Genomic DNA, 24,385 nt, shown 5'->3' with positions numbered 1-24,385 from the left:
GCTCCCCACACCATAACCGTTGAAGCAGCTAAAATGTGCGGCGTACCTTACTGGCCAACGAAGACGAAGGCTGCTTTAAGACCCTCACTGGCGATCAGCTCTACTCCATGCTTTCCTAGCTAAACGACAAACCTGATGATGCATTGGAAGAGCTGGAGCTTTCAGTCGCGGCATAGGGGAGAGATAAAAGAATGAGCGGCTGCTCAGGCTAATAATATTTTGACACACTATAATGTATATTTGTACATGTGTAGGGATAGATCATCAAACAGCTTTGTTCTAACATACCTGCATATCAAATTTGATTAATGTGTTAAAAGCCGCTGAAGGTGTACATATGGCAATCAAAACCTCTACATTTGGTCGTGTTGAGCTTAGTGGTGAAGATGCTGCGCGTTTCGCTGAACTGGTTCGTACCAAAAAGACCAACCCCCGTGCAAAGCGTACTTTGAAACGTGGTCACGCTGCATTAGCTAAAATGCGCGAAACAACGTGTAACTGAGTTTATCAGCCGCGATGAGCTCTGTTATTGATTACATCATCCGCCCCATTTCAGCACAAGATAGCGCCAAAAATTTTAAAACCGGCGATTCCGAATTCCAGCCTCTAAAAACCTATATACAGAGAGAAGCTTATAGCTCAGTTGTCTCAATGGTATCGCAGACTTATGTTTGTATCCTGAGAGATGAACATGGTAGAGATACTAACCAGATTATTGGTTATATTACGCTAACCTGTAGTGAGGTCGATCTTAAGGGAACCTACATGCTGGATGACTATCCAGGTGTACACCGATATTCCTACTTACCAGCTGTGAAAATTGCACGCCTGGCTGTCGATAGCCGTTATCGAGGCTATGGTATTGGTCCGGAGCTGGTTGAGTTAGCCACAGCAATTTCAGTTGAAGAGATCGCCCCGATGATTGGTTGCCGTTTTTTAGTTACGGATTCAAAACCTAAGGCGATAGATTTTTATTACCGCAATGGTTTTACCTTTCTCGATACCGAACATAATAATCAGGAAAGCAGTCCTGTGATGTTTATGGATCTGCTGGCTGCATCGGCAGTTGAATAAGTGTGACTAGTGCTCAGGCTTTATCGTTTTTTTTAGTTCGTGCCATTTCTCAGCAACTATACGTTCTGCCAGCGTTAAGTTTGAGCCGAGATTGAGAAAAAATATCCCACAAATACCCATTAAAATGAACCATATTGGTAAAATGATGAAGGCGGTTTCACCTGCTTTTTGTAGCACTGTATCAAACATCATTATGGGGACTATAGCTAGAACAACAAAAACTATATAGAAAAATATGAAAAGGCCTCTTAGAATTAGCTTCAATATTTTGGTTATATCTTCTTTTAGTGTTATCTGTTCTCTTCCTGTTTCATCCTGCTTCACAGTAAGAAAGGTTCTACAGTCGCCATAGTGTTGGCACTTGCTCATGGGATCCTTCAGTGACAACAAAAACCTGATTTCCGAAGCATGTAATTGCGTTCCTGTCATGGCTCGGTTAGTGCTTTCCAAAAGATAGTCAGGCATTTCTTTCCACTTATCTTTGTCAAAAAACGCAACACACATCTCGTGAGCATTTATTGAGGTCGTCTTGCGATTAAACAGATTGATTTTTAGAAAGTTTAGTCTTGGTAAATAGTATTCAAAAATGAGAGGCAAGCTAGCAAGGATTCCAACAATGATTCCTATTTTTTCTAAGGCAGACATTACAGTACCTTTTTATTTGTTACTTATATGGTTTTGATTGCATTGTATTTATTCTTTAGCTTGAAGGAAATAGCAACTGTAGTTCAGTTTAGAATCATGGGAATAATAGTGAGTCTTTAGTTAGGCTAAATATGGTTTTTTGCTGACGAGGCACCAATTATGTTTTAAGTTAAGTGCGTCTAGAAGATTTGAGAAGACTTTCTAAACATTTGTAACGTAAGAGCAGCTGAAATGGGTTTATTAGATTAAATCTGAGGCGTGCCATAGGAGTAAGAAAGATGAGAACCGAGACGGTTAGCTATTTAAAAAAGAACGCGGCAGACTTGCCGGTAGATGAATCTTTAGTAATTACACTAAATGGTGTGCCAAAGTACGTTGTTGAATCTTATGAAGAGAAAGAAAGACGTGATGATGCTTTAGCAATGATGAAATTAGTTATGCTTGCGAAACAAGATGTTGCTAATGGTTGTGTAAGTTCACTAAGTAATCTCCATGCTCGTTTGTCAGATAGAAAACAAACGCTGGAGAACAACAATGAACAAGAAATCAGTAACAATTGAAGTAGCCGAAACGTTTGATAAAAAGTTAGATAATGCAATTACGCATTTAAGCCTTTGGTCAGATGAACTTGAAGTCGTCACCAAGGTTGATAGTGTGTTAGATACCTTGGAGACGCAGGCTATGGAGCAACCCTATTCCTACTCAAGGTGTCCGGAATTGGTGGAGTTAGGTGTCAATTTCGTTAGAAATGCCAATATAGGTAATTTCAGGCTTTTGTATGAAATTTATGAGTCTGAGCAAGAGATAAAGGTTACGTTGCTTTTATTTATAAGAACAAATCAGAGTGTAGAAAAACAGTTAGTCGAGTACTGTCTCTACCAATAATTTTGTCATCCGAAGCCTTTAGTATCTCAAGTACTTTTCGGGTGAGTAGAAATATGGAGCCTGAGCATTGCTCGGGCTCTTTTCGTTTACAGGCATAGGAAATCTTATAAAACGCTTTTACCTCGCGGCTGGTGTAATACTGGCTCTGTCATCTTCAGCGCCGCAGGGTGTCATTTATCTGCCTTCCGATGCCGTTAAGGTGGATACCTCAACAAAACGCAGCATCGTCACCATTACCCGAACCGGCAAATTTAACGACTTGCGATACTGCGATTTTAAACTGACCCAGCAGATGTTCGATTCCATGACCAGCAACTTTAATCAGGGAGTGTTAGGTCAGGTCAATCCATTTGCTTGAGCACATTTTTGTTACCCTTTTTGAGCAATCCAGAAATCGATTCCATGCAACAGATATTTTGGAAACAATATCTTCTTAGTCGTTTAAACTTTGGTTTGCTAGGCACTTTGGTTCTGATAGCCACGTAAGCAAGGTTTAAAATAGTGTTGCTCATCCTTCAACAGAGTGCTATGTGCGTGGAATAACAATGGAAATTAAACTAACAGCTGTAGTGGCTTAAGAACTTAATGACATTCGGGTCTTAGCTGAATATGCGTAAGCTTTAGTGATAGTGTCGGTTACTACCTATATGCTTTACCAGCGACTATTCCGTATACAAAGATAAATTGACAACTGACCGCATTTATATAAAAGTAGTTGAATGAAATTTAATCAAGTGCAACTTAACAATCGAATTATCATCATTCCTTAGGAATGGTGGGATTTTGGTATGCTTTTGATAAATCGACCCCACCCTAGAAGGTGGGTTTTCTTTTTCTACCTTTTGGGAAATAGTCTCTTGGAGGGATTTAAATGAAAAAGGTAGCCGTTTTTGGAAAGCCGGGTAGCGGAAAATCAACAGTAAGCAAAGCATTAGCAGTGGTGAGCGGTTTACCGCTTCATCAATTAGATTCCATCGTTTACAAACCAAATGGTGAGTTTGTAGCGCGAGAGGAATTTGATGCTGCACACAACGATATTCTCCGTTCTGAATCTTGGATCATTGATGGTTTTGGTCCTATCAGTTCTTTTAATGAGCGTTTAGCGGCAGCAGACACTTTGGTTTATATAGACTTGTCATACTCAGTTAGCTACTGGTTTGTCACTAAGCGTTTTTTGAAAGGGCTATTTGTAAAGCCGGAAGGTTGGCCTGATGGAAGTTCAGTACTAAAAGGTACATTGAATAGCTATAAGACACTGAAGTTATGCCCTAAGTTTTGGAACGATGACTTCTCTGCGAGGCTAATGGGCTACTCAAGTAGCAAAAAAGTCTACATCATCAAAACCGTGTCTGAGTTGAATGATTTTACTTTAAAACAAATTAATTAGTTCGCATACTCGAGAAATCTTGCTGGGTTCGCCACTTTGATTTTGATAGCCATGTTAGCAAGACTTAAGGTAACAAGGCATAGGGTAACAAGGCTTAAGATAGCAAGGTTTAAAATAGTGTTGCGTACATTGGTACTGTAGCCTTATAACTTCGGAGATTTCATGGACATTTTAAAAGCAACAGAGAAACTCATGTCGATGGATGAGAAAGCGTGGCAACGGCACTCTAACCCCATGAGTGTATATTCTCGATTTACCATTTTACCTCTTTTCACCATGGCTCTTGCTGTCAGGGATGTATTAGGCTGGTGGACTCTCCTCGCTCTGTTTGTAGTCTCCTTTTGGACTTGGCTAAACCCACGGTTGTTCTCGGCACCAACAAATACAAACAACTGGGCGTCAAAGGGCACATTTGGCGAGCGTATTTACCTAAACCGCCAAAAAGAAGACCTAATTCCCCCTCATCACTTAAAGATGTGTCGCATCATCATTGCGCTTCAAGTGATAGGAGTGCCTTTTTGGTGTTTTGCAATTTATACAATAAGTTATGACTTAATGCTGTTAAGTATGCTTTGGCTTATGTTTACAAAAACATGGTTTGTAGACAGGATGGTTTGGTTGTATCAAGATGTGAAAGATCTCAACCCAGTTTACTTGTCGTGGTTGAAGCCATAATAAAGCAAAAGCCGTTTCTTGAGTTGGAGGACGTGTTCACATGAAAGTGGTATGTGAAACAGAAAGGTTAGTTATTCGACAGTTTGAGTTGAGCGATGCTGAGTTTATTATCCGGTTACTCAATGAGGAGTCGTTTATTCGGTATATTGCGGATAAAAATGTTCGTACTCAAGAAGAGGCTATTCATTATCTCAAGCATGGTCCAATGGCGAGCTATGACAAAAATGGTTTTGGTCTGAACTTGGTCTCTTTAAAGAATGACCTCACACCCATTGGTATGTGTGGGGTATTAAAAAGAGATGAACTGGAATATCCCGATCTAGGTTATGCGCTTTTGGCAGAATTTTGTGGAGAAGGTTATGCTAGTGAAGCGGCTAAAAAGACGTTAACTGTAACTATGGACACCTATTTATTAGATACCGTTTATGCAGTCACTCTTCTGGAAAATGTGCGGTCAAATAAACTACTAAAGAAAGTAGGTTTTAGCTTCCAAAAGAGAGTAGAGCTATATGGGTTACAAAATAATCTTTATGAGTATCGAGCCTAAATCGTTACAAAGTGGAATGGACGGATACACAACACTTGGTATTTTGAGGAGAACTAATGACTATTCATATCAAACAAGGTTGGGATTTGCAGAACTCGATGGCCGTCGCTGAGCTCTACGAAGAGGCATTCGGTTCTAAGTTTAGTCGTGCTATTCCTAATAAAACTCGTCGTATCATTACTCTCTCTAAAAGCTTTGTTCCCGAATATTCATTTGCTGCTTATTGCGATGACAATATCGTCGGGCTGTGTGGCTTTAATATCTCTTCAGGTTCGCTTACGGGAGGTATTGGCGCCAAAGGGTTAATGAATCAACTCGGCGTTCTTCCCGGGCTTTGGGCTTGTGCGGTATTTAGCTTATTTGAGCGCCAGCCGGAAAATGGTGAGTTAGTTATGGACGGTATTGCCGTGGAGAGTGATTCCCGAGGTAAGGGTGTTGGTTCTTTATTACTTGAACATATTATTAGTTATGCCTTAAACAACGGTTATTCCTCTGTACGCTTGGACGTTATCGATAGCAACCCGCGAGCAAAGAAGCTTTATGAATCTAAAGGGTTTGTTGCAGTAAAGTCAGATAGTTTTCCGTACTTAAAATGGTTAATCGGTTTTTCAGGCTCAACTACCATGACGCTAGACTTAAAAGAACTCGCAGAATAAAGCGATTGAGACTGATTTAAAATACTTAGTGATTAAACTCAAATTGGTTTAAGTATCTAAGGTACAACGAGTTAGGTTGGGTGGTAAGTGTCGTTCATCACTTAACTCGATGGTATATGAATGGAGTAGAGATAAGCTATGAAATACAAAGTGGTTAAAGACTATCAAGATGCACCTAAATCTCCTATTCGAATAGTAAAAGGTGAGACGTTGCAATTGGTAGAGGAATCCGACTCAGAGGGGGATTGGGCAAACTGGATTTTCTGCCGTGGCGAAAACAAAGAAGGCTGGGTTCCTAAACAAATACTCGTTATTGATAATGGAGAAGTGACCGTACTTAAGGACTATTATGCCAAAGAGCATAATTTAATCGTTGATGAAATACTAGTAAAAGAATATGAGTTAAATGGCTGGATCTGGAGTAAAAAGTTAGCTGATCTTGATGAGTTAGCTTGGGCTCCTTTAAATCACCTATGTGCTGTGTAATTAGCTTTTCGCAAATCTACCGTTAACAAACTATCTAAAAAGATTCATAACACTCGGCACTTTCGTGGTTTTTTCGTTTATGAGCGTTATTGTGAAATCACTTGAGTAACTTAGAATCAAGACATCATAAAAACAGTCATAGTGAAATAATTATGGAATTTAGAATAGCAACAGAGTCAGACTTAGCGTCAATTCAAACTCTCGCGAGAGACACCATTGATAAATGTTATCGCTCATTTCTTGGTGATGAGTCGGTGGACGGGTATTTATCATCTGGTGAATCCGATAAAGAAGTGACGAATAACCTTTCAAACTGTTTAGTTGCAATTGAGCGGGATAGCCTCGTTGGCTATTGCGTGTTGAAAGAGGCGTTTATTCATATCTTGATGGTTAGCCCGAATGTGCAACGTAAAGGATTAGGCTCTACATTTTTGGCATATATTGAGTCAACGATGGCCAGCTCAGGCCATACGTTTTTAAAACTGGAAACGTTCAAATCCAATACACAAGCCATTAATTTTTATCTGAAGAATGGTTGGCAAATCGTGAATGAAGAAACCGATGCGGAGTTTGGATTTGTTCGTGTGTATCTAGAGAAGCACACATAATAAAATGCTGTGAGAACCCGCTACCCGTTTACATTACTTTTCTAGACGTTCGGAATCGAAGGCCTCACACCTTGGCACAATTCAGTGTTTAAGGTGTGAGGGTGATTAATATCTACCGACATTAACCAATAGTAGGGTAGTCGGTATAACCATGTTCGTTGCCACCAAACAACGTTGACCCATCAAGTTCAGCTAACGGTTGGTGAAGCTTTAATCGTTCAACCAAATCTGGGTTAGAGACAAATGGTCGTCCAAACGCGACTAAATCTGCATATCCTTGTTCGATTATTTCACTGCCTCTTTCTTGGGTGTAGCCTCCCGCTACGATTATAGTATTTGTAAAATTCTGACGAAGTTGAATGCGGAAGTTTTCAGGAATCACTGGCGCATCGTCCCAATCTGCTTCGGACAGGTGTAAATAGGCGATATCGCGTGCTTGAAGTTGCTTAGATGCCTCTAAAATCGTTGGGACGATATCGGGACAGTTCATATCTTTAAATGTGATAAAGGGGGCGAGTCGTACGCCTACTTTGTTCACGCCAATAGCGGCAGTTACTGCGTCAACCACTTCTAATAAAAAACGAATTCGGTTGTGACGTGTGCCCCCGTAACTGTCAGTTCGATGGTTAGAATTAGTACGTAAGAATTGGTCGATAAGGTAGCCGTTACCACCATGAATTTCGACACCGTCAAAGCCGGATTCGATGCCTCGTTTTGCTGCATTGGCGAAATCTTTGATAACACGGTCTATGTCTGCTTCAGTCATCGCTCTTGGTTTTACACAATCCACCATTTTGCCACTGTTTTGTTCATCGGCGATCCAAACTTGAGTTTCAACCGGTTCGAGTGCTGATGGAGCTATGGGTAACTCGCCGTTTTGGAAAACAGGATGCGATACGCGACCAACATGCCATAGCTGACAGAATATGGCTGCACCTTGTTCTTTTGCCGCCTGAGTAACGGTTTTCCAACCGGCTACTTGCTCATCGTTGTAAACACCTGGTGTGAATGAATAACCTTGTGCGTCATCAGAAATCTGTGTTGCTTCAGAGATGATAAGCCCAGCGCTAGCTCTCTGCTTATAGTAGGTGGCCATGATTTCGTTTGGGATGTTTCCCGGCTGAGTGGTACGTGCTCGCGTCATCGGTGCCATAACGATTCTGTTTTGTAGTTTCAATTGCTTTAGATGTGCGCTTTCAAATAGCCTGCTCATTGCTGGTTCCTTACTTTATTAGTTGTACACCGATAGTTTTAATGTTGATTCCCACTGTGTTTTTGGGGTCACACTACGATGAAATAAGTATATTGATTTGGAAATAATTGATAATTGGGTAATATGTGAATTTATTATTCATCTCAGTCGAACAATGAGATCGCAGGAGAGAGCGTGGACAAGTTTTCTGATATGACGTTGTTTGTGAGCATTGTCAAAAATCAAAGGTTGGTGGCGGCAGGTAGAGAGTTAGGTTTATCCCCTGCAACTGTCACTGCACGGCTACAAGCGCTAGAAGAACGCTACGGAGTGAAGCTTCTTAATCGCAGTACTCGGCACATTTCATTAACTGACTCCGGCGCGACCTATTATCAAGCTTGTTTGGAGCTCATTGATAGTGTTAAGGAGATGGAGAACCGCCTCCAAACCGGAAATACGCAAGTACGCGGGACGTTAAAAATCTCCGCTCCAAGAGACATAGGTAAACAGTACATCTCGCCAATATTGTCACAATTTAACGCGCTATATCCAGATGTGGTTCCTTATCTATATCTGAACGATAACTTATCCAGCTTAACGGAATCAGGGATGGACATGATGATTCGTTACGGTGAACTGGCCGACAGTAATTTAATCTCGCGTAAGCTCGCGTCGAGTCGACGAGTTTTGTGTGCATCACCTAGATACCTTGCAACAAAGGGCGTACCAAATACGCCACAAGATTTAGTTGATCATGACTGCCTAGCGATGATTCGGAGTAATGAAGAGTTAAAAACATGGCACTTTCAAAGCCAAGAACAGCATAGTGTGATCACTGTGATACCAAAGCGTTATTCTGATGATGGTGAAGTGATTCGCCAGTGGGCATTAGACGGTGCGGGAATAGCATTAAAGTCCATTCTCGATGTTCAAGATGACATCGAGCAGAATCGCTTAGTCACGGTGCTAGACGGTTATATGAAGAATTTTAACTCGTCGACTTCTCAAGCAGGGGCAGACCTAAATGTGATTTACTTAAGTCGTCAGTATCAGCCAAAACGACTGCGTTTGTTTCTTGATTTTTTAATTGAACATTTTCATGAAAAGTTTAAGTAACGAGACTTCTTATATTCTAATTATCGCCATTAGCACCACTTTTTCTGTTATGTGGACAAGTACAATATCAATATTTGCAAAGTTTAACTGAATGCTAGAACGCGACAATTCTAATGGAAATCGTTACAATTCTGCACTAATTAAAATGTAGATATTTGGGACAAAAATGAAAATTTCCGTTGATGGCGGTTCGTTCAAAGTAGCGATTGAAACTGAGTTTGATAACCTAATTGAAGAAGCAACCGTTGTTTTTCACCAGACACGGGGACAAGCGGGTTCGAATGAAAAAGCGATCCTGCGTTTTTTACAGATCATTATTGAGCATAGTGAAGAGGATGACGCAATTGGCTATGCCGTTCTTGGGTTACTGGGTTGGTATAACGAAACCATTACACCAGTGACGGACAAAGACATTGAACTCAACCTACCGAAAATCCTACCACATCTCATAAACCCAACGGGTGACATATCCTTAAGCAACACTAATGTCGTTAAGCATTAATATTTTCTAGGCTGCAACTGTTTAAGCTATAACCTGCCGATAGTTATCTATTTGCAGGTTGTAGGGGCTATTGTTAAAGGGTTCTGTTTCTACTTTTGTAAGGATCAACATGCGCTGGTGGTCATTATTATCTTTGAGTCCACCAACACTAACATGACTTTAGATTTTGAATAGGGGGCATCGGTTTTTCTTGACCATATCAACTATAAGAAGTCACGCAAGTTACATTTCCTACAGTTAGGATCGCAGTTCATGACACACTCTAATCTGGACCTAATTTCCTGAGTAATGATCGGTGATGCAATTACTTTTAATATATCGAATGAAACAAGATAAACTCCGATCTCTGTTTTTGTACTAGACGGGAAGTATTTTATGATCTTTGCTTTAAGCACCAATTTGCAGAAAAGCATCATAGCGGTGAAGTCTGGAATAAAAAAATAGGCTTTATCAAGACGGCTTGAATATTTTAATAAGTAAAGACAAAGGGCTTGATAAACCAATTCAAAATAATGCTTTGAACTTGTGTATTTTCCTAGATGTATAATGCAACTTCTTTCGAAATCGCTCTTTGGAATATCATTAAGAGATTTAAATAAACTTAATTTGCGAATATCTGTAATGCCTGACAAGTGCCCAATGGTATTGTTATGCTCATTATTGATCAGTATGCAGGAGTAATTAATCTCATTCCCCATGCTATTTAACTCCTGATAATAACCTTTTAGTGCCGACGCATTTTTGTCGAAATTACCAAATTTTTCAACGTATTCGCTATGAGTTAGCGCTTTAATTTCAATATCTGCTTCACCGATTATTATGTCATAAGAGAAGTATGATGTTGTTTTATCGAGAATTTTTGATAGTTCAGATATTGCCGTGCTGTGTTTGACTGGTGTTTTTCTTTTACTGAGTTCGATATCCGTAATTAAGTTAACCATGTCTACATTTAAGCATTTTGCTATATACAACTGTTTATCAACACTTGGTGTGCTGTGCCCCTTAATCCAGCGAGATAAAGTGACAGAATCTAATCCTGAAAATTCCGCGTGATAGTGACTTTGTAATAAAGCGATGAAATCTTTTCGGGTTATTTCTTTTTCATCCAACCATTTTGCAAGTTGTTCATGAAATCTAAGACTCATAAGTTACAGTCTCTCCTAATTAATATATATGCAATTGAGTTGCATTTAAATCTACTGATGTCGTTGGTATCAATTTAATGAGTTATTTCTATGATTTATAAGTTTTTATTATACATATAGCGAGGTGATGAATTTTTAGCAGTTCAGTTAAAAACAGTTCTCTAATGCTAATTCGTCAGGCGTTGACTCCAATATAGTATGACGCCCAGAAAACACAAGTACAAATGGAGAATAGTAGTAATGAAGTTTAGCAAAATATTTATAGGTAAAAATAATGGCCAGTCCTTTAAGCAAGCAAGTTTACTGTTGTGCTCAGCAGTGCTATCGAGCAGTGTATACGCGGCAGATGGTCAAATAACCTTTGCCGGGTCAGTTTATGCGCCAACCTGTAGTGTCAAATCAAAAACCCTCAATGTGACACTGGAAAAAATTTCAAATAGTGCATTGAGCGCGAAAGGGACGGCGTTTGGTAGCATGCCTTTTGTGATCAGTCTTGAGAAGTGTGATTTATCTACTGGCAAGAAAACCGTAGGATTGACATTCGAAGGCACAACTGACACCGACGCAACCAATGTACTGGTTAATGAAACGAGTGGCGGAGCGACGGGTATTGGTATCGCCATTTATTCTGGTGGTGGTGACAATAACGGCGACCAAATGATAATCAACGGTGCCCACGATAAAAACCAGATTATCACAATGGATGCCACCTCAAGGCCTATCTCCAATGCTATTCTTAATCTGCCTTTAGTCGCTAAGTATTACAACTATGGCGGAAATTCTTCACCCTCAGGGGATGTAAGTGCAAGCGTTGCATTTAGTGTTACTTACCAGTAATCCTGTCGGTGGCAAGGTTCAAGGTAAAAGCGATGCTTACCTCGGGCTTATTGGCGATGCTGATAAGCCCGGCTGTAAGCAGCGCGGCAGAAACAACGGCTGGTGAGGAGTTTGATATTGCATTCCTCAAATTACCGCAAGGGTATGACCGTTCGCAGTTTAATATGGATTGGTTTGACTTCGGTATTACCGAGGGCAACCACTCGGTAGCGGTTGAGTTGTACCCGAATGCGCCAATTCAAATGGACATTTTATTTGTAAAACGCAATGGTCAGGTTTTGCCTTGCTTCACGCCAGAGCAACTGGATGAGCTGGGTATTAACCTTGAAAAACTGCCCGAGAAAGTAGCTACTTCTTCGTGTCAGATAGCCAGTGATTACCTTGAAGGTGCATCCACCGAGTATCAGTCTAGCTTTTCAACATTGACTTTGAAGGTTCCCAATATCTACCATAAAAATACCAGTGCGTTTTCTTATCTTAATGATGTGGTATGGGACGAGGGGATCAACCACACCAAACTTAATTACAACGGGTTTGCTGGGTTAAATTCAGACGATGATCTGTCAGGTTACCTGTCTCTCAATAGTTTTAGTAAATATGCTAAGATCAGGGCAAGAATTAACGGCTCTGTGTCTTATTCCGCTGATACAGCCAACCTGAATTGGGGTAACGCCTATCTCTACACGGATCTGAATGAGTCAAAACTGCGCATTAGTGCTGGTCAGATCCGCTCTGAAACCAACAGTTCACTAAACAATGGTCTGGCGATAACAGGTATTGGTGTTGAAAACCCGTCCGATATGCTTAGCCGCAAAGAAAGGGAATACTCGCCAGTTATTAAGGGTTATGCCTCAACACAGGCAACGGTATCTGTGTTGCAGCAAGGGAAGCTGCTCTATCAATCTAAAGTGGCTCCCGGTGAATTTGAAATTACCTCGTTAGATCTTCCCGGTACAAGCTCTGATCTGCTGCTGCGCATAGAAGAGTCAGACGGAAGAACCATAGATCGTACAATCGTATACTCGCGCTTGCCCAACCTATTAAGACCCGGTCGCAATGACTATTCACTCTCGTTTGGTCGTTACCATTCTGACTACGGAGAAGAGGTAGTGATGTCCGGCTACTATTCGAGAGGTTTTGACCGGTTTACCCTTGGCACTTTTGCCACTTTAACCGCAGATTCGGATTACCTGTCCGGTGGATATAATGGATATTACAATTTAGGCATGATTGGTGCCGTCGGTATGGAAAGCGCGGTATCCAGCGCTAAATTTGATGATGGTGATCAGCTTGGTTATAAGTTGGGTATTGAATACGCAAAACGCTTTTTTGCTACTGGTTCAGATATCCGTTTAGCGGCGTTGCGCTATAACTCGAAAAATTTTTATAACCTGAATGATTATTTGGCTGATCGACACGACCAACGAAGCGATTTATCAGCACCAAAAAACGAGTTTACTCTCAGTTTATCGCAGCCTATCGGCGAGATAAGCAGTTATATTTCTTACAATATTAAGACCTACCATCAGCAAGACAGAGAAACCAGTCGATCACTCTATGCGTCCCTCGGTTTTGATGTGGCGGGCATTCCGGTGCGGGTTTATGGCCGGCAGGAAGAGAGGAGTGGATCCTCAGAAGATGATGTTGCATTTGGTGTCTCGCTTTCTATTCCTTTGGGTTACTCGTCAGGCCGGCTCGGGCTGAACTCCGACTTTGATAACAAAGGCGTAAACAATCACAACATTTCCTATAGCGGAAGTAACGACGATTACCAATATAGTGCCTCGCTAAATTACGGATCAGATAACGATGTATTGGCGGCCAACACCAATGTTAGTTGGCAGTCAGCCAAAGGACGCTACTCCTTTGGATTGTCGGCTAATGAACAGAGGTATGATTCCAGCCTGTCTGTCAGCGGGGGTGTTCTGCTGACCGGAGACAATGTGCTGATGACCCAAAGCCTTGGCGAAACCAGCCTGTTGATCGACCTTGGTCAGGGAGCAGAAAACGTGCAGCTTGGTTACGGAAACAATAACCGCACCAATAAAGAAGGCCTTGGGGTTGTTCCTTATATTACCGCTTATGACGAGAACCGTGTCTACCTGAATAGTGAAGAGAGCCCAATGGTAGAGCTTCAGGGGCAGATTAAACCTGTTTATCCGTCGAAAGGTAGTTTAGTAAAAGTAAAACCGAACGCCATGATAGGCAACCGCGGTCTTTACAGAATAACTGCAAAGGAATCTCTGTTCGGCCAGCCTGTGTTTAATAACGACAAAAAGATTGTCTCCTATGTTGGTGATGAAAATATTGTTTATTTATCTGGTGTACCAATGGGAGAAAAACTGAGCTACCGGATTGGAAGTTCCGTAGAGAGTATTGAGTGTCGTTTTGAAGTGAACTCAAGTCCTGAGTTTGATGTTAACAATTTAACCAATATTAAGAAGGTTTCCTGTGAGTAGAATTCGTCAACCCATTATTAACAGTACAATGGTTACTCTTTTACTGATGTTATTAAGCACGGTTAGTTTTTCGGGTTACTCAGGTGTTCGGCCTGAACGCACCCGTGAAATTGTGGAGCTAAAACCGAAGGAGCATCAGGTAGATGTTGAGAATAGCTCTTCTTCACCTTATATGGTTCAGGTATGGATGGAAACATTGCAGGGAGAACGAAAAAAAATTCCTATTGTCGTTACCCCACCTATATTCCGAATTGACGGCAATTCTAAAGGGGGAGTGAAAGTACTACCTGTTGTCGATGCACTGCCAAAGGAGAGAGAAAGCGTCTATCTACTGGTATTTCAGGAGATCCCAAAGAAAACAGACGGCGATAAGAACGCCTTGCGTATCGCGGTAAGAACTAAAATCAAACTTATTGTTCGCCCTGAACAGCTAAATAAACTCGATATCAGCAAGCAGTTTGAAAAAGTAACTTGGCAGCTGGTTGAGCGTGGCGAAAAACTGCTGCTGAAAGCAGACAATCCAACCCCCTTCAACTTTGCCATTACCGACTTTGAATACCAAAAAGACGGCAAATTAAACGCCTTAAGCGATGTCTTTGTGAATCTTTCTCCCTACTCTGACTATGAACTTGCTGTAAGTCGGGAAAAACTAGAGAAAGGTAGGCTTACCTTTAACTATGCCTATATTAATGATTTTGGGGGAGTAAGCGGTTTAACCACTCAGCAGATCGACGTTGAAGAGGTAGCGCAGTGATTCCTTTTTCTCCCTTTACTAAAAAGATGACGCTGCTAACTCTCTGTTTCTGGAGTGCTGGCGCTTATGCGAGCCTGTCAGCCGGACAGTGCAATCCGATCTCTGTAACTACTCAGTACGTTTCTCTAAGAGGGCAGTCAGGTAAGATACCGACAGGAACGGAGTTTATGGATTCAAGTTTCAGATCGCCTATTGGAAAGATTGTCGGGCATTTTAATTTTACCTGCAAAACTCATACATCGGCGCCCAGCAATAATATATCGTTAGGTATTTTTTTTTCAGGTTCCAGCCGGAGCTTTATTTCAGGACCTAGCTGGGGAACGGAAGGAATTTATAAGAGCAATATCGATGGTCTAGTTTTGAGACTGCCTCCGAAAAGTGATGTGGCCGGAACACTGACAAAGAATACAGGAATGAGAACCGGAACCTACGGTGGAGAATCGCGATCTATTTTGTTAGAGCGTTACGGCTGGGGAGGGGACTATAAACCGAATGACATAGTTAGAAGAAGTTATAGTGTGACTATGTTCTATGTGCACAAAAATAAGAATGTTTCGTCGTCTGCTTCTACAAGGTTACAAAATATATGGCTGAGCTCTCCGGTCAGGTTTTCAACTTACTTACATGAGCAGAGCCCCCAAAGTGTCTGGCACTCTAATCTCAAAATACAGGGACCGACTATAGAGTTGTATGATCCAAGTTGCCGAAAGGAGGTTCCTTCCTTTGTTGAATTTGATTCTGTAACGCGAGGTGGAGAAGGTGTCAGCAAGAACTTCAAATTAGGTATATTTTGCCCAAATGTATCCTCTGGGGGGACTAAAAATATCAGCTACAGTTTTGATGTAGTGAAGTCCTCTTCGGTTTCTTTTGATCCTTCTAACCCGACATTCGCCTCTTATAGCAAAGATGGCGTAAAGGTTAACTTACAGCTATTCGATAATTCCACCAACAAAAATGTTGTGTTCGGAAGGAAAACCAAACTGCCTTCATTTGGTACGGGGAATAGATTTGAAGTTCCTTTTACCGCACATCTGAAAGCGAACAACGACTCGAAAAGTGGCAATTACGAGATCAATGTTATTTCTACCATTGAATATAACTAGGGATCTGTCGCTACGAGCTGTACCTGTTAGCAATAAATATAATTTCGGAAATAATGACAGTTTAGATAGTAAATAAACCATGTTGTTAGCTATCAAAAAAGGAAGTGCCTTATGGCTTGCGTTCATTTAAACAATTTATTAAGTTCTAGTTCGGATAAGTTATATTCGACGGTATTTGGCTACAAGCTTGAGCCAATAGTTAATCGTCGTGGTGTATCCATTGGTTATGAATGCCTGATTGATTTCACTGATGTTAATGTTGGACAGAAAGAGAGCGTACTTAACTACGAAATTAATAGTCCCTTTTTAGTTAGCAATTTGATGACTCGGTTATTGGGCTCTTTGCTCAATGGCAGGGATTTAAATGTACTAAGAGGGAAAAAGCTTTTTATTAATGTTGAACGCTCCTGTCTCTGTGTAGAAATGCTCATTAATGAAGTCATTCTATTTAATAGTCTATTGCAAGCATTTGATATCATATTAGTTGTTGAAATAACCGAAAGGGAATTAAGTTTTTGCTCCGGGTGTCCTGAAATAAAACAGGCGTTGCTTAAGTTGGATCAATCCGGAGTATTATTAGCAGCAGATGACTTTGATATACAGAAGGATTTTCGGATTAAGGAAGTCGGATTGGGAGTGTATCACTACCTTAAAGTTGATTATTCAAGAAATGAGAACTTTTCAAGGGAGCTACAAAAGCTTACCAGTAAGTTTCCGGAGTTATCTATTATCGTCGAACGTGTTGAAACGAGTGATGATGTAAAACGGATATGCCATGCTAAGGTTCTAATGCAAGGATATGCCTTTGATACAATACGTAGCAGTGCATAACAGTAATAAATGAAAGGCATAACTGCAGTTGTACTTAAATTTGATAGTGCATGGATGCGCCAGTTCAAGACAACGTTCGTCATGATTAAGGTTATATTGAAAGCGAGACTATGGAATGTTTTACACAAAAAAAGGCGCTAAATCAGCGCCTTTTCTCTAATTCAAATATAGCACAGTAAAATTACTTCTTACGGCAATATTCGCAACGTAGCCACATGGATTGGCCTTCTACTTTGCCTGAGAACAGGTCTAAGTCATCCTTGGCAAGGCCAATGTTTCTTACCATTGTGCCTTGTTTTACTACCATGCTAGAGCCTTTAACCGGTAGGTCTTTAATGATGGTGACGTTGTCACCCGCTTTAAGCTCAGCACCGTGACAATCAACGTGTGTTTGGCCGTCTGCGTCCATCCCAGTCTCTGCCCACTTAGCCACGTCTTCTTCTAGGTACATCATATCTAGTAGGTCGGTTGCCCAGCCTTCAGTTTTTGCAAGACGGGTAAGTTGTCGCCATGCCATAACTTGAACAGGAGGTGTTTGGCTCCACATACTGTCATTAAGACAGCGCCAGTGGTTAACATCTACTGTTTCTGGGTTTTCTATTTGTGAGTGACATGTGTCGCATAGCATAACTGCATGATCAACCGTCACTTGGCTGTGCGGTGCAACCACAAAAGCAGATAAAGATGATGAAGAGCCGCACAATTCGCATTTAGAATCGCAGCGCTCTAGCATAGTTGCTTCAGTAGACATATTTATTACCTGTGTATTTTAGAAAGGGAAAGCAAGACCATATCGCAAAGATTCTAAGCGGTATGGTCGGCTAACTAATTGGGCGGAATAGTATATTACGCTGTGATTTAATTCCACAACATTATGGTTTTTGGCACTGTGGCGTTTCTACATCGTAACGAGGTAACGAGTCTGCCTTGTTTTTGAGATCTTTAATTCGCGTACTGTGGGACGGGTGAGTCGACAACAGTTCAGGTGGCTGATTACCGCCAGAGGCTTTGGCCATGTTCTTCCACAAGTCGACACTCTGGTACGGATCAAATCCTGCTTTTGCCATTAGTTCTAAACCAAGAATATCTGACTCTGACTCCTGAGTTCGTCCATAAGGGAGTAGTAAACCGTATTGAACACCTAAGCCCAACGCCGCCATTGTCGCGACTTTATATTCAGAATTATTCATAGCGATATTGGTTATTTGCAAACCGGCGTGAGCCAGTTGAGTCTGAGACATTCTTTCGTTGCTATGATCCGCGAGTACGTGAGCGATTTCATGGCCGATAACCGTGGCAAGTTGATGCTGGTTCTCTGCGACTTTTAGTAATCCGGTATAGACGCCTATTTTACCGCCGGGGAGGGCAAATGCGTTAACTTGGTCGCTATCAAACACCACTACTTCCCATTCAGAAAAACCGTCTTGCTTAGGTACATTAGGCAGTATTGCGTTCGTTACGCACTGCACGTACTCATTGGTTTTTTTATCGGTGCTTATTTTCTGCTTACTTTTCATCTGCTCAAAAGATTGTGACCCTAATGAACTCATCTGCTGATCAGAAAAGAGGATCAATTGACTTCTTCCGGTAGGAGAAGAGGTACATGCAGCAAGCGAAAGTACAACCGACGTTAAAATGGCGAATTTATGTGAGGTCAAAATGCTCTATCCAATTTGATTTTAATTATTACCTCAATTATAACAGCATGCTTTTTATAACGTTATAGTAAAACTGAAAAATGTCTGAGCAAGGAATTGCCTTAGAAAGTCGTCTATGATTAATTTTGTTTTGTTAGTAGTTGTTTGAGCGAAGATTTTTTAGTTAAATTCTTATTACAATATACAAAAATATAATAGACCCTATTCAAGATTATCTGATGCTGCTAAGGGTATTACAAAACGTCACTCATTAAGGACACAATATGTCTATCTGGAAAAGAGAGATCAGCCTTGATCTTCTCAATGCTACATCGAAAAACACAATGATGGAACATCTGAACATTGAGTACTGTCAATTAACCGATAATACTATTTCTGCCACTATGCCTGTGTGTAGTTTTACTCATCAGCCGTTAGGTATGCTCCATGGTGGTGCCTCTGTTGTGCTGGCAGAAACATTAGGCTCAATCGCGGCGAATTTTTGTGTTGATCAAAACCACTACTGTGTCGGATTAGATATTAATGCCAATCATATACGAGCCATGCGCAGTGGTCATGTTATTGGTAAAGCAGAACCGATGCATTTAGGGGCGACGACCCAAGTATGGCAAATTACCATTACAGATAACCGGGAACGACTAGTGTGTACCAGCCGTTTAACCATTGCGGTTAAAAAGCATAAGCGAGAAAAATAATGGTTATCCCAATTGAAGGCGGAAAAATCATTGTTAATGCATTTGAGCTGGTGGTTCGTTTAGATGATGCTTATAAAACAACCTTACAGGCTCAAAATGACGCCATTCAGCTTATCGGTAAGGGGGCAAATGTTATCTCTGTTAATGGCAGTGAGTGCAAATGGTCGGTTAAGCTACCGCAGGCAGAGCAGTTAGAACAAATTGCTAAAGAAATGAGTTTGCCTATTCTTTAGCCGCGCCATAAAAAAATGTAACCGTTGCGTCTAACTGACACAGGGTTACTGTGATAAAATAGGAAATACTTATATTTGCTTAAATAGCGAGATTTCCTCTTTATGAGCAGTCCAAGACTTCGTACTCAATTTGAAGCGTTATTCGAACATTTTAAAGGCAAAGACAGTGATATTCGCCTAGAGGATATTACGGATATTCTGTTTTGTACGCGCCGCAATGCGCGTATTGTTTTAAATAAGTTGAGTGATGAAGGCTGGATAGAGTGGATGCCAGCAGCGGGAAGAGGGAACTTGTCTCGCTTAAATTTCATTCAAAATCAAAATGATGTCAGTGAAAGCTTGGCCAAACGTTACCTCGAAGAAGGTAAAATAGAACAAGCGTTAAATGTACTTGGTAAAGACGTCAGTCGACTGAGTCAAATTCTGCACGGTTATCTCGGCATCCAGCATAGCGAAGGCCAGCAGGTGATGCGCCTGCCGTATTATCGTCCTTTATCTATGTTAAATCCTTCCAAGCCTCATAGACGTTCTGAACAGAATATCATTAGTCAGATATTTAGCGGTTTAACCGTGATGGATGAAAATGAGAAAGTGAAGCCTGATCTAGCTCATTCATGGCAAGCTCTCAGTGCTCGGCATTGGCGGTTCTACCTCCGGCCGGGGGTTCGTTTTCATAATGGCAACTTGTTAGAGCAGGGTCATATCACCGAGTCAATCACGGCTCTCGCGGCATTGCCTCTTTTTTCTCATATCGAAAAAGTAGACTCACCTAAGCCTTTAGTGCTTGATATCTATCTGAACCAAGACGATTGGCACTTACCGCTGCTCTTTACTGAATCGTGCGCTAAGGTACTACCACCATCAGAGTGGATCTCAACGAATGGTGACCTTTATCCAATTGGTACTGGACCTTATAAGGTTGAGAGAAATGATGACCAACGATTGGTGTTAGAAGCATTTGATGGATATTTTGGCTATCGATCGCTGGTAGATAAAGTGGAAGTGTGGGTAGTGGATGAAGCTCACTCCTCGTTTGTTTTCCCAAGTTTATCGCACCCCAGCAAACCAACCGACGTTGGCGATAATGATGTAGCTTTGGATCCAGGCTGTACTTATCTGCTCTTAAATAGAAAGCAGGGTATTGCCAAAGATGATGAGTGGGCGAGATACCTTAGCTCCATTTTAAACTCGTTTAATCTATTCAATGAGTTGCCTGAAGACAAAGTGATTGAACTGGGATTATTGCCTGCTCACGGTTTAAAACCGGGTTGGTACCATACTGTCGGTAGCGCGACGCCTCCAAAAACAGAAAGCAAACAGCCGGTTACAGTGGCATACCATGGTGAGCATCCGGTGTTTCCCATCTTGGCCAAGGTGATTAAAAAGCTGTTAGCTAATATTGGCCTTCGGGTTGAGTTTATCGAGTATCAGCAAACAGTTGATGATTCCAATATTGTCGATATTTGGCTTAAACCTATGGGGCTAGCGACTTATCGGGACGATGCGCTTGCAAGTTGGCTGTTAGGCTATAGCGATATCGAGTTACTAAGTAATTCGGATACTTTTGCCCAATGGCAACGATTAGTGGATCTGTGGCGAGAAGAGAAAGAACAACCTTTCCCAGCAAGAGAGCTTGGTAAGTCACTGGTTGAAAATAACCAAATCATTCCGATGTTTCACTGCTGGTTAGGTGTAAGTAAAGATCAGTGTGGATCTTTACAAAATGCGAAATGCAATGCGTTAGGTTGGTTTGATTTTAGTAAGGTTTGGCTGAAGCCGACGATAAACGATCCTGAAATTGCGCAAAACAGAGCATATCTCTAGGGTCTGTTGATCTTTCGACAATAGATTTTGTTCAACCTGAAAGGGGTTCGAGCAAGGTATGAGGAGAGCAGCATCGTTATTCGATGTAAACGACTCATAACACAGCTCAAGGTATTTTCAGATGAACCTTTCGGGCAGCGTTTGTTGGCACTTTCTACCGCGTTATCACCTGATTTGCGTAGATGACTACTCTGCACAGGTGCAGCCTTGTATAAAACACCAACAAACTGCTGCAAAAAATTGTTGCGAAAGGTCAACAGCCCTTAGGTCACTGTAAGCTTTTAATGTATTCGCTGGGAGTTAATCCACGATATTTTTTGAAAGTGCGTACAAAGCTGGATTTATGCTGATAGCCCAACTGTTTGGCAATTTGTTCTATGTCTGTTTCATGTTGCAGTAGCTGCGCCGCTATATTGCACAATACGTATCCGGTGATATTGGTAAAATTGAATCCAAGTGAGGTTAGCCTCCGTTGAAACTGCTGCGGTGATAACCCTATCATGGCAGAGACTTTGTTTAACGACGGAGTGCCAAAGTGACAACTGTAGTTGATCAGCTCGTAGATGACTTTTATATGGTCGTTGGGCTGAGGCATATTAATATAATTGTCTAAGTAGCCAAAGTTCATCCCAGCTTGGTTATCTGGTTGATACTCTACGTAGTGTTGGTTTGTGACTGTGGTTATATTTAACCACAGTTCGGTTCGAGGACTATTCCATTCAACCTCACAACCAAAAAACGCCTCGTAACGTTTTCTTTGCTCACTGCGGTAGGGAAGGCAAACTTTTAGTGGGCAAAAATCGTCGCCTAAATATTTTCTTAGCAAGCCAATCATGAGCAGCAAGACACGAACGCTGTCGTGAAAGCGCGCACGCCCAGAAAAACTGTCGGTATTATATGTCCATTTCAGAATCTTTCCGTTCTGCACTCCATAAAAGTAAGCACCAGATTGAACACAGCTCATCCCATAATTAAAGCGCCTGAAGGTCAACGCCAGATCTTTTGCGGATAAGAACCACTGCCCTAAGCTACCCAAGCGATCGAAGTGAACGTATTTAGAGAGATTAAACATAAAGTCGGCATCGCCAGATACGACTTCAATATTTTGATACCAGTTGGCGACTTCGTGACAAGGAATCAATGTCATTGGATTACGAAAGATCGATGCAGGCAAGTCTAACTCATCGGGATTAACGCGATAATACTTGTATAAATTATTGTATATCTCTTCAATGGTTACCGATCGAATAAAGGAGATAGGTTCAAACATAGCACAACCCTGCAACAGAAAGCCTCATTATAACAGCTAAATTAAAAGGATCTGTACATTATCATTGAGAATAGAGTGTTTAATAGACAATAATTCAGCCAAGTTATTAATTGAGGGCGTTATCTTGAGTTTATTAAGTGTTCCATTTGTTGGTACTGGCACTGATACGGTGCTTCATGTTGTGGCTGCGACTGTGTTGTTAGGCAGTGTTATTGCCGTTGCCATTGGTTTTTGGAAATTCCATGAAATGCCAATTAATCAGGCTCACAGTAAGCAGCACCAACAAGTTGGTTTGATTACTACATTAACTTGGATAGGGTTTATTTGGCATTGGGTTTGGGTACTGGCGGTCATTGTTGCATTTTTGGATGCTGAAAAAGCGCTGATTCGAATTAGAGATATCTGGAAAAGCGAAGCCAAATTAGAGTCAGACATCGATCCAAACAAAGAGGAGAACAATCATGCTTGAAGGTTTAGCGGTATGGGCTCTGTTTATCTATTTATTGCGACTAGTAGGAATGCCTTGGAACAAGTTTAGCAAAGGGTTTGCCTACATTGGCGGTGGCGCGTGGCTAATATTTGTTTGGATCGGGTTGATCAACTACACGCCGATGGATCTTAGCGGTGGATCCATTGTTCAGTCGCCTCATATTCAATTACGACCGGGCAATACTAATATCAAAGGTAAAGTAGAAGCCATTCATGTTAAACCAAATGAAAGCGTGACTGCCGGTCAACTTATATATGAGTTGGACGACAAGCCTTATCAAATTGCTCTTAATCAGGCTAAAGTGACTCTCTCGTCTGCTATGGTGTCTTATCAAGTTGCGTTAGAAGATGTTCAAGTTGCCATTGCTCAGCTTGAAACAGCAGACAAAACGATTGAGATAAGCCAAAGTGAACAAAGCGCAGCTGAAGCGGATTTAGACTGGAAAAAGACAACACTAGATCGCTATAAAAAACAGAATAGCGCGGTAAAACACACCATTACCGAAAGTATGATTGATGAACAAAAGAATGCGGTTGAGTTAGCTCAGCAAAAACTGAACACCATTATTATTCAGATAGACAAATACCTAGTCGAAAAAGAGAAAGCGGTGATTGCGATTGATAGAGCCAAGCTGACGGTGAAAAACCAGCAAGCTCAAATTGATAGTGCAACAGAAGCATTGGCTCAAGCAGAGTGGAACTTAGAGCAAACAAAAGTGTATGCGCCAACAGACGGCTATGTTACTAACTTTATTTTGCGTGAGGGACAGTACGTTGGGGTTGTACCAAGAATCCAGATGTATACCGATGAAAAGTACATTTTGACTCGTGTTAATCATCAGGCAATTAGAAACGTGAAAGTAGGTCAAGCGGCTGAATTTGCCAGCCCTGTCTATCCGGGTAAAGTATTTTCAGCGCAAGTGGAAGGCATAGTTGAAGCGACAGCAGAAGCACAGTCAAACTTATTAGGGCTAGAACCTTCAGTGGCGAAGACGACAGTGCAGAACTTACAGAATAAACACCATTTTGTAAGGCTTAAGCTGGAAGAGGGGGCGGACTATGACATTCCGGTAGGCTCTGTAGGATTAGCATGGATAAGTGGCGAGAAGCCGAATAGCTTTATGAGTTTCTTAGATGTAATACGCGGAATTATCATTAGAATGAAAGCGCAGATCTACTACATATACTCGATATAGAATGGCAAATAAAAGGAGACTGTAATTTAATTTGTGTATCTGCTTATAATTAAGCCAGTCATGGCTAAGGATAAGCAACATGGATAAGAAAGCTCTAGAAGCATTTGCTCGTGAAGCC

At 41.3% G+C, this 24,385-nt stretch carries 29 protein-coding genes; 23 read left to right on the top strand and 6 right to left on the bottom strand.

Going from position 1 to position 24,385, the window contains the following annotated elements:
• Nucleotides 1–337: 337 nt before the first annotated feature.
• The gene (locus F0227_RS07015) at nucleotides 338–502 is read left to right on the top strand and encodes a hypothetical protein (protein ID WP_171752482.1); all 165 of its coding nucleotides are present in this window, start codon (nucleotides 338–340) and stop codon (nucleotides 500–502) included.
• 14 nt (nucleotides 503–516) lie between these two features.
• Nucleotides 517–1,074: a GNAT family N-acetyltransferase gene (locus F0227_RS07010; RefSeq protein WP_171752481.1), complete on the top strand. Its 558-nt coding sequence runs from the start codon at nucleotides 517–519 to the stop codon at nucleotides 1,072–1,074.
• Nucleotides 1,075–1,080: 6 nt separating this feature from the next.
• Here the strand turns inward: F0227_RS07010 and F0227_RS07005 are convergent, their stop codons facing one another.
• On the bottom strand, nucleotides 1,081–1,719 hold the full coding sequence (locus F0227_RS07005; RefSeq protein WP_171752480.1) for a hypothetical protein: 639 nt from the start codon (nucleotides 1,717–1,719) through the stop codon (nucleotides 1,081–1,083).
• A gap of 278 nt (nucleotides 1,720–1,997) precedes the next feature.
• Between F0227_RS07005 and F0227_RS07000 the strand changes: the two genes are divergently transcribed.
• The 9 genes from F0227_RS07000 to F0227_RS06960 all read left to right on the top strand — a co-directional run bounded on the left by F0227_RS07000 (nucleotide 1,998) and on the right by F0227_RS06960 (nucleotide 6,963).
• Nucleotides 1,998–2,279: a type II toxin-antitoxin system Phd/YefM family antitoxin gene (locus F0227_RS07000; RefSeq protein ID WP_171752479.1), complete on the top strand. Its 282-nt coding sequence runs from the start codon at nucleotides 1,998–2,000 to the stop codon at nucleotides 2,277–2,279.
• Nucleotides 2,254–2,604 (top strand): type II toxin-antitoxin system RelE/ParE family toxin, encoded by a 351-nt coding sequence (locus F0227_RS06995; RefSeq protein WP_171752478.1) that lies wholly within the window; start codon nucleotides 2,254–2,256, stop codon nucleotides 2,602–2,604. The genes F0227_RS07000 and F0227_RS06995 overlap by 26 nt, the downstream gene beginning before the upstream one ends.
• Before the next feature lie 67 nt (nucleotides 2,605–2,671).
• Complete coding sequence (locus tag F0227_RS06990) at nucleotides 2,672–2,962, top strand: hypothetical protein (RefSeq protein ID WP_216613351.1); 291 nt, start codon at nucleotides 2,672–2,674, stop codon at nucleotides 2,960–2,962.
• Between the two features lie 513 nt (nucleotides 2,963–3,475).
• Nucleotides 3,476–3,991 carry an adenylate kinase gene (locus tag F0227_RS06985; protein ID WP_171752477.1) on the top strand — a complete coding sequence of 172 codons (516 nt, stop codon included), beginning with the start codon at nucleotides 3,476–3,478 and terminating at the stop codon, nucleotides 3,989–3,991.
• Nucleotides 3,992–4,153: 162 nt separating this feature from the next.
• Complete coding sequence (locus tag F0227_RS06980) at nucleotides 4,154–4,666, top strand: DUF6653 family protein (protein WP_171752476.1); 513 nt, start codon at nucleotides 4,154–4,156, stop codon at nucleotides 4,664–4,666.
• Nucleotides 4,667–4,706: 40 nt separating this feature from the next.
• Nucleotides 4,707–5,213: a GNAT family N-acetyltransferase gene (locus F0227_RS06975; protein ID WP_171752475.1), complete on the top strand. Its 507-nt coding sequence runs from the start codon at nucleotides 4,707–4,709 to the stop codon at nucleotides 5,211–5,213.
• A gap of 56 nt (nucleotides 5,214–5,269) precedes the next feature.
• Entirely contained in the window at nucleotides 5,270–5,869 is a 600-nt protein-coding gene (locus F0227_RS06970; RefSeq protein WP_171752474.1) for a GNAT family N-acetyltransferase, read from the top strand.
• A 138-nt stretch (nucleotides 5,870–6,007) separates the two neighbouring features.
• Nucleotides 6,008–6,355, top strand: coding sequence for an SH3 domain-containing protein (locus F0227_RS06965; protein WP_171752473.1), 348 nt, complete (start codon nucleotides 6,008–6,010; stop codon nucleotides 6,353–6,355).
• Between the two features lie 152 nt (nucleotides 6,356–6,507).
• Nucleotides 6,508–6,963 carry a GNAT family N-acetyltransferase gene (locus F0227_RS06960; protein ID WP_171752472.1) on the top strand — a complete coding sequence of 152 codons (456 nt, stop codon included), beginning with the start codon at nucleotides 6,508–6,510 and terminating at the stop codon, nucleotides 6,961–6,963.
• 121 nt (nucleotides 6,964–7,084) lie between these two features.
• Here F0227_RS06960 and F0227_RS06955 read toward each other — a convergent pair whose 3' ends face one another.
• Nucleotides 7,085–8,176: an alkene reductase gene (locus tag F0227_RS06955; RefSeq protein ID WP_171752471.1), complete on the bottom strand. Its 1,092-nt coding sequence runs from the start codon at nucleotides 8,174–8,176 to the stop codon at nucleotides 7,085–7,087.
• A 174-nt stretch (nucleotides 8,177–8,350) separates the two neighbouring features.
• On the opposite strand from F0227_RS06955, the gene F0227_RS06950 reads away from it, so the two are divergent.
• A complete protein-coding gene (locus F0227_RS06950) occupies nucleotides 8,351–9,271 on the top strand; it encodes a LysR substrate-binding domain-containing protein (protein WP_171752470.1) in 921 nt (306 codons plus the stop codon).
• A 166-nt stretch (nucleotides 9,272–9,437) separates the two neighbouring features.
• Nucleotides 9,438–9,773, top strand: coding sequence for a hypothetical protein (locus F0227_RS06945; protein WP_171752469.1), 336 nt, complete (start codon nucleotides 9,438–9,440; stop codon nucleotides 9,771–9,773).
• A 203-nt stretch (nucleotides 9,774–9,976) separates the two neighbouring features.
• Here F0227_RS06945 and F0227_RS06940 read toward each other — a convergent pair whose 3' ends face one another.
• On the bottom strand, nucleotides 9,977–10,918 hold the full coding sequence (locus tag F0227_RS06940) for a helix-turn-helix transcriptional regulator (protein ID WP_171752468.1): 942 nt from the start codon (nucleotides 10,916–10,918) through the stop codon (nucleotides 9,977–9,979).
• Nucleotides 10,919–11,158: 240 nt separating this feature from the next.
• Here F0227_RS06940 and F0227_RS06935 point away from each other — a divergent pair, with 240 nt between their 5' ends.
• From F0227_RS06935 to F0227_RS06915, 5 genes are all read left to right on the top strand, one after another.
• Complete coding sequence (locus F0227_RS06935) at nucleotides 11,159–11,755, top strand: fimbrial protein (protein ID WP_171752467.1); 597 nt, start codon at nucleotides 11,159–11,161, stop codon at nucleotides 11,753–11,755.
• Nucleotides 11,756–11,787: 32 nt separating this feature from the next.
• Nucleotides 11,788–14,214, top strand: coding sequence for a fimbria/pilus outer membrane usher protein (locus F0227_RS06930; RefSeq protein WP_171752466.1), 2,427 nt, complete (start codon nucleotides 11,788–11,790; stop codon nucleotides 14,212–14,214).
• Nucleotides 14,207–14,968 carry a molecular chaperone gene (locus F0227_RS06925; RefSeq protein ID WP_171752465.1) on the top strand — a complete coding sequence of 254 codons (762 nt, stop codon included), beginning with the start codon at nucleotides 14,207–14,209 and terminating at the stop codon, nucleotides 14,966–14,968. Before F0227_RS06930 ends, F0227_RS06925 begins: the two co-directional genes overlap by 8 nt.
• Nucleotides 14,969–15,381: 413 nt before the next feature.
• The gene (locus tag F0227_RS06920) at nucleotides 15,382–16,071 is read left to right on the top strand and encodes a hypothetical protein (RefSeq protein WP_171752464.1); all 690 of its coding nucleotides are present in this window, start codon (nucleotides 15,382–15,384) and stop codon (nucleotides 16,069–16,071) included.
• Between the two features lie 111 nt (nucleotides 16,072–16,182).
• Nucleotides 16,183–16,902: an EAL domain-containing protein gene (locus F0227_RS06915; protein WP_171752463.1), complete on the top strand. Its 720-nt coding sequence runs from the start codon at nucleotides 16,183–16,185 to the stop codon at nucleotides 16,900–16,902.
• A gap of 181 nt (nucleotides 16,903–17,083) precedes the next feature.
• Here the strand turns inward: F0227_RS06915 and F0227_RS06910 are convergent, their stop codons facing one another.
• Together F0227_RS06910 and F0227_RS06905 are read right to left on the bottom strand one after the other, a co-directional pair.
• Nucleotides 17,084–17,653: a PhnA domain-containing protein gene (locus tag F0227_RS06910; RefSeq protein ID WP_171752462.1), complete on the bottom strand. Its 570-nt coding sequence runs from the start codon at nucleotides 17,651–17,653 to the stop codon at nucleotides 17,084–17,086.
• Between the two features lie 121 nt (nucleotides 17,654–17,774).
• The gene (locus F0227_RS06905) at nucleotides 17,775–18,563 is read right to left on the bottom strand and encodes a M48 family metallopeptidase (RefSeq protein ID WP_317919229.1); all 789 of its coding nucleotides are present in this window, start codon (nucleotides 18,561–18,563) and stop codon (nucleotides 17,775–17,777) included.
• A gap of 260 nt (nucleotides 18,564–18,823) precedes the next feature.
• Between F0227_RS06905 and F0227_RS06900 the strand changes: the two genes are divergently transcribed.
• The 3 genes from F0227_RS06900 (at nucleotide 18,824) to F0227_RS06890 (ending at nucleotide 21,312) form a co-directional block, all read left to right on the top strand.
• Nucleotides 18,824–19,255 carry a hotdog fold thioesterase gene (locus tag F0227_RS06900; protein ID WP_171752461.1) on the top strand — a complete coding sequence of 144 codons (432 nt, stop codon included), beginning with the start codon at nucleotides 18,824–18,826 and terminating at the stop codon, nucleotides 19,253–19,255.
• A complete protein-coding gene (locus F0227_RS06895; RefSeq protein ID WP_171752460.1) occupies nucleotides 19,255–19,488 on the top strand; it encodes a DUF3389 family protein in 234 nt (77 codons plus the stop codon). The genes F0227_RS06900 and F0227_RS06895 overlap by 1 nt, the downstream gene beginning before the upstream one ends.
• Nucleotides 19,489–19,590: 102 nt before the next feature.
• Complete coding sequence (locus F0227_RS06890) at nucleotides 19,591–21,312, top strand: SgrR family transcriptional regulator (protein ID WP_171752459.1); 1,722 nt, start codon at nucleotides 19,591–19,593, stop codon at nucleotides 21,310–21,312.
• A 268-nt stretch (nucleotides 21,313–21,580) separates the two neighbouring features.
• On the opposite strand, the gene F0227_RS06885 is transcribed toward F0227_RS06890, so the two are convergent.
• Nucleotides 21,581–22,582 (bottom strand): AraC family transcriptional regulator, encoded by a 1,002-nt coding sequence (locus F0227_RS06885; RefSeq protein WP_171752458.1) that lies wholly within the window; start codon nucleotides 22,580–22,582, stop codon nucleotides 21,581–21,583.
• Between the two features lie 124 nt (nucleotides 22,583–22,706).
• Between F0227_RS06885 and F0227_RS06880 the strand changes: the two genes are divergently transcribed.
• Complete coding sequence (locus tag F0227_RS06880) at nucleotides 22,707–23,051, top strand: MFS transporter (protein WP_171752457.1); 345 nt, start codon at nucleotides 22,707–22,709, stop codon at nucleotides 23,049–23,051.
• Nucleotides 23,044–24,267, top strand: coding sequence for a biotin/lipoyl-binding protein (locus F0227_RS06875; protein WP_171752456.1), 1,224 nt, complete (start codon nucleotides 23,044–23,046; stop codon nucleotides 24,265–24,267). The genes F0227_RS06880 and F0227_RS06875 overlap by 8 nt, the downstream gene beginning before the upstream one ends.
• Nucleotides 24,268–24,385 lie beyond the last annotated feature (118 nt).

Origin of the sequence: Vibrio sp. 99-8-1, assembly GCF_013114595.1 — a bacterium.
Classification (GTDB): Bacteria; Pseudomonadota; Gammaproteobacteria; order Enterobacterales; family Vibrionaceae; genus Vibrio.
This window is presented reverse-complemented; position numbering and strand designations above follow the sequence as displayed.

Bases quoted from the DNA above. Each gene is read 5' to 3' on its own strand.
- F0227_RS06985 (WP_171752477.1), top strand. From the start codon at position 3,476: ATGAAAAAGGTAGCCGTTTTTGGAAAGCCGGGTAGCGGAAAATCAACA.
- F0227_RS06945 (WP_171752469.1), top strand. From the start codon at position 9,438: ATGAAAATTTCCGTTGATGGCGGTTCGTTCAAAGTAGCGATTGAAACT.
- F0227_RS07015 (WP_171752482.1), top strand. From the start codon at position 338: ATGGCAATCAAAACCTCTACATTTGGTCGTGTTGAGCTTAGTGGTGAA.
- F0227_RS06975 (WP_171752475.1), top strand. From the start codon at position 4,707: ATGAAAGTGGTATGTGAAACAGAAAGGTTAGTTATTCGACAGTTTGAG.
- F0227_RS06915 (WP_171752463.1), top strand. From the start codon at position 16,183: ATGGCTTGCGTTCATTTAAACAATTTATTAAGTTCTAGTTCGGATAAG.
- F0227_RS06980 (WP_171752476.1), top strand. From the start codon at position 4,154: ATGGACATTTTAAAAGCAACAGAGAAACTCATGTCGATGGATGAGAAA.
- F0227_RS06970 (WP_171752474.1), top strand. From the start codon at position 5,270: ATGACTATTCATATCAAACAAGGTTGGGATTTGCAGAACTCGATGGCC.
- F0227_RS06920 (WP_171752464.1), top strand. From the start codon at position 15,382: ATGAGAACCGGAACCTACGGTGGAGAATCGCGATCTATTTTGTTAGAG.
- F0227_RS06955 (WP_171752471.1), bottom strand. From the start codon at position 8,176: ATGAGCAGGCTATTTGAAAGCGCACATCTAAAGCAATTGAAACTACAA.
- F0227_RS06895 (WP_171752460.1), top strand. From the start codon at position 19,255: ATGGTTATCCCAATTGAAGGCGGAAAAATCATTGTTAATGCATTTGAG.
- F0227_RS06995 (WP_171752478.1), top strand. From the start codon at position 2,254: ATGAACAAGAAATCAGTAACAATTGAAGTAGCCGAAACGTTTGATAAA.
- F0227_RS07000 (WP_171752479.1), top strand. From the start codon at position 1,998: ATGAGAACCGAGACGGTTAGCTATTTAAAAAAGAACGCGGCAGACTTG.
- F0227_RS06930 (WP_171752466.1), top strand. From the start codon at position 11,788: ATGCTTACCTCGGGCTTATTGGCGATGCTGATAAGCCCGGCTGTAAGC.
- F0227_RS06900 (WP_171752461.1), top strand. From the start codon at position 18,824: ATGTCTATCTGGAAAAGAGAGATCAGCCTTGATCTTCTCAATGCTACA.
- F0227_RS06940 (WP_171752468.1), bottom strand. From the start codon at position 10,918: ATGAGTCTTAGATTTCATGAACAACTTGCAAAATGGTTGGATGAAAAA.
- F0227_RS06935 (WP_171752467.1), top strand. From the start codon at position 11,159: ATGAAGTTTAGCAAAATATTTATAGGTAAAAATAATGGCCAGTCCTTT.
- F0227_RS06910 (WP_171752462.1), bottom strand. From the start codon at position 17,653: ATGTCTACTGAAGCAACTATGCTAGAGCGCTGCGATTCTAAATGCGAA.
- F0227_RS06875 (WP_171752456.1), top strand. From the start codon at position 23,044: ATGCTTGAAGGTTTAGCGGTATGGGCTCTGTTTATCTATTTATTGCGA.
- F0227_RS06960 (WP_171752472.1), top strand. From the start codon at position 6,508: ATGGAATTTAGAATAGCAACAGAGTCAGACTTAGCGTCAATTCAAACT.
- F0227_RS06890 (WP_171752459.1), top strand. From the start codon at position 19,591: ATGAGCAGTCCAAGACTTCGTACTCAATTTGAAGCGTTATTCGAACAT.
- F0227_RS07010 (WP_171752481.1), top strand. From the start codon at position 517: ATGAGCTCTGTTATTGATTACATCATCCGCCCCATTTCAGCACAAGAT.
- F0227_RS07005 (WP_171752480.1), bottom strand. From the start codon at position 1,719: ATGTCTGCCTTAGAAAAAATAGGAATCATTGTTGGAATCCTTGCTAGC.
- F0227_RS06885 (WP_171752458.1), bottom strand. From the start codon at position 22,582: ATGTTTGAACCTATCTCCTTTATTCGATCGGTAACCATTGAAGAGATA.
- F0227_RS06965 (WP_171752473.1), top strand. From the start codon at position 6,008: ATGAAATACAAAGTGGTTAAAGACTATCAAGATGCACCTAAATCTCCT.